3 protein-coding genes are annotated in these 2,401 nt (G+C 60.3%); 2 read left to right on the forward strand and 1 reads right to left on the reverse strand.

Annotation, left to right across the window (positions count from 1 at the left end; all coding sequences use genetic code 11):
* Nucleotides 1-179: 179 nt before the first annotated feature.
* Together AC1DLB_RS27675 and AC1DLB_RS27680 are read left to right on the forward strand one after the other, a co-directional pair.
* Nucleotides 180-770 carry a YceI family protein gene (locus AC1DLB_RS27675; RefSeq protein WP_018926850.1) on the forward strand — a complete coding sequence of 197 codons (591 nt, stop codon included), beginning with the start codon at nucleotides 180-182 and terminating at the stop codon, nucleotides 768-770.
* A 1-nt stretch (nucleotide 771) separates the two neighbouring features.
* Nucleotides 772-1,929, forward strand: coding sequence for a phospholipase D-like domain-containing protein (locus AC1DLB_RS27680; RefSeq protein ID WP_018926849.1), 1,158 nt, complete (start codon nucleotides 772-774; stop codon nucleotides 1,927-1,929).
* 63 nt (nucleotides 1,930-1,992) lie between these two features.
* Here AC1DLB_RS27680 and AC1DLB_RS27685 read toward each other — a convergent pair.
* A partial coding sequence (locus AC1DLB_RS27685; RefSeq protein ID WP_477786064.1) for a fibronectin type III-like domain-contianing protein occupies nucleotides 1,993-2,401 on the reverse strand: 409 nt, incomplete at its 5' end.

Genomic DNA, 2,401 nt, shown 5'->3' on the forward strand with positions numbered 1-2,401 from the left:
GTCGTAATGCCAGCGGCGGAGATCTGATTGGAGGAACTCATTGTCTGATTTCGGGAGCGCTTCGCACTCCAGCGGGAGCAAGCTCCCTCGCCACAAAGATTGGGGCGAAGTCACAGAAAGTTTGCAACCTGCCTCAAGCCAGTTAAGGTTCGCTCAGGTTTATCTGCCCCCGAGTTTCTATGTTCAAGCGGTTCATCTACAAAACCCTCGCTTCCCTGCTGCTGGCCGGTGTCACCGTGTCGGCCCAGGCCAATTGGTATCTGGACGGCGAGTCCTCGCGGCTGTCGTTTGTCAGCACCAAAAACGCCAACATCTCCGAAGTGCAGCGCTTTCTGGTGCTGCATGGCAAGGTCGACCCCAAGGGGCTGGCCGAGGTGGAAGTCGAGCTGGAGTCGGTTAATAGCGGTATTCCGCTGCGTGACGAACGCATGCGCAAGGAACTGTTCCAGATCCAGACGTTTCCCGAAGCGCTGATCACCACACAGATCGATTTGCGGCCAATCAACGACCTGGCGCCCGGTGCGCAACTGGAACTGCGCTTGCCGGTGACCGTCGACCTGCATGGCAAGCAACACCAATACAACGCCGAACTGCTGGCGACCCGTCTCGATGACCGGCGCTTTCAAGTAGTGACCCTCGAGCCTTTGGTGATCAGCGCCGAAGATTTCGACCTGGCCCCAGGCCTGGAAAGCTTGCGCAAGCTCGCCGGTTTGTCGGCCATCAGTCTGTCGGTACCGGTGGGTGCGGTGCTGATTTTCACGGCGCGCTGACATGCGTGGTGCAATTTTTCCGTGGCGCGAAGGCAATCGCTTCGAACTGCTGATCGACGGCCCGCAGTTTTTCCCGCGCATGCTGGTGGCGATTGCCCGCGCCGAAGAACAAGTCGAGCTGGAGCTGTACCTGGTGGAGGCAGGGGCCTGCGCTGAGGCGATGGTTCAGGCGCTGGTCCAGGCGGCCGAGCGTGGCGTGCGGGTACGCTGTCTGTTCGATGACTATGGCAGCCTGGCCTTCACCCTGACTTTGCGTCAGCGCCTGATGGCCGCCGGGGTCGAGTTGCGTTTTTACAATCGGCTGAGCTGGCGACGCTGGGTGGGCAACTTCTATCGCGATCACCGCAAGTTGCTGCTGGTGGATCAATCCCTGGCGGTCGTTGGTGGCACCGGGGTCACCGATGAGTTCTGGTCGCCGGGCGAAGACACCTGCGAATGGCACGAAGTGATGGTGGAAATCACCGGTCCCCTGGTCATCGACTGGCAATTGCTGTTCGACCGCCAATGGATCGCCAACCGCTATCGGCGTGCCTGGAAACCCGTTTCACACTTCGGTCTACCGCGCCTGCCGCGAGTGCCGGTGATGGGCGAGGGCATGGGCCGGGTCGCTTATGCCGACGCCCGCCAGCACCGGGACATTCTGCAATCGCTGATTCGCGCGCTGAACAGCGGCAAGCAGCGAATCTGGCTGGCCACGCCCTATTTCCTGCCAACCTGGAAAGTCCGCCGCTCGCTGCGCCGGGCGGCGAATCGCGGCGTCGATGTGCGTCTGCTGCTGACCGGGCCGCGTACTGATCACCCGTCGGTGCGCTACGCCGGGCATCGCTACTACCCGCGACTGCTCAGGGCCGGGGTGAAGATCTTCGAATACCAGCCGTGTTTCCTGCACCTGAAAATGGTGTTGATCGACGATTGGGTGAGTATCGGCTCATGTAATTTCGATCACTGGAATCTGCGCTTCAATCTGGAGGCCAACCTCGAAGCCCTGGACCCGGGGCTGACCCGAGCGGTGGCGGCGAGTTTCGAGAATGACTTTGCCTTGAGCCAGGAAGTCAGTCTTGAGGCGTGGAAGCGCCGACCGTTGTGGCGGCGGGTCAAGCAAAGGGTTTGGGGATGGGTGGATCGGGTGGTGGTGAATCTGCTGGATCGGCGGGGCTGAACACTTTTTCAGATCGTTCCCACGCAGAGCGTGGGAACGATCATCTTTTGCTTTCAGGCGGGGTTACAGCAACTCAAAGCTCTGCTGCGTCACGTCCTGTGAGTCCAGGCCGATCTCCACGTTGAACTTGCCCGGTTCCGCGGCGTACTTGAGCTGGGCGTTGTAGAACTTCAGGTCATCCTCGGTGATGGTGAAGTGCACGACTTTCTGTTCGCCGGCCTTGAGCAGCACTTTCTGGAAGTTCTTCAGTTCCTTGACCGGGCGGATCATCGAGCCGGTCACGTCCTGGATGTACAACTGCACCACGGTTTCGCCGTCACGCTTGCCGGTGTTCTTCACCACGACGCTGGCGTCGAGCTTGCCGGTCTTGTTCAGCGTGGTCGACGACAATGCCATGTCGGTCAGGCTGAACTGGGTGTAGCTCAGGCCGAAGCCGAACGGGAACAGTGGCCCGGTGGTGTCTTCGAAATAC

The organism is Pseudomonas sp. 05N434 (assembly GCF_056396965.1).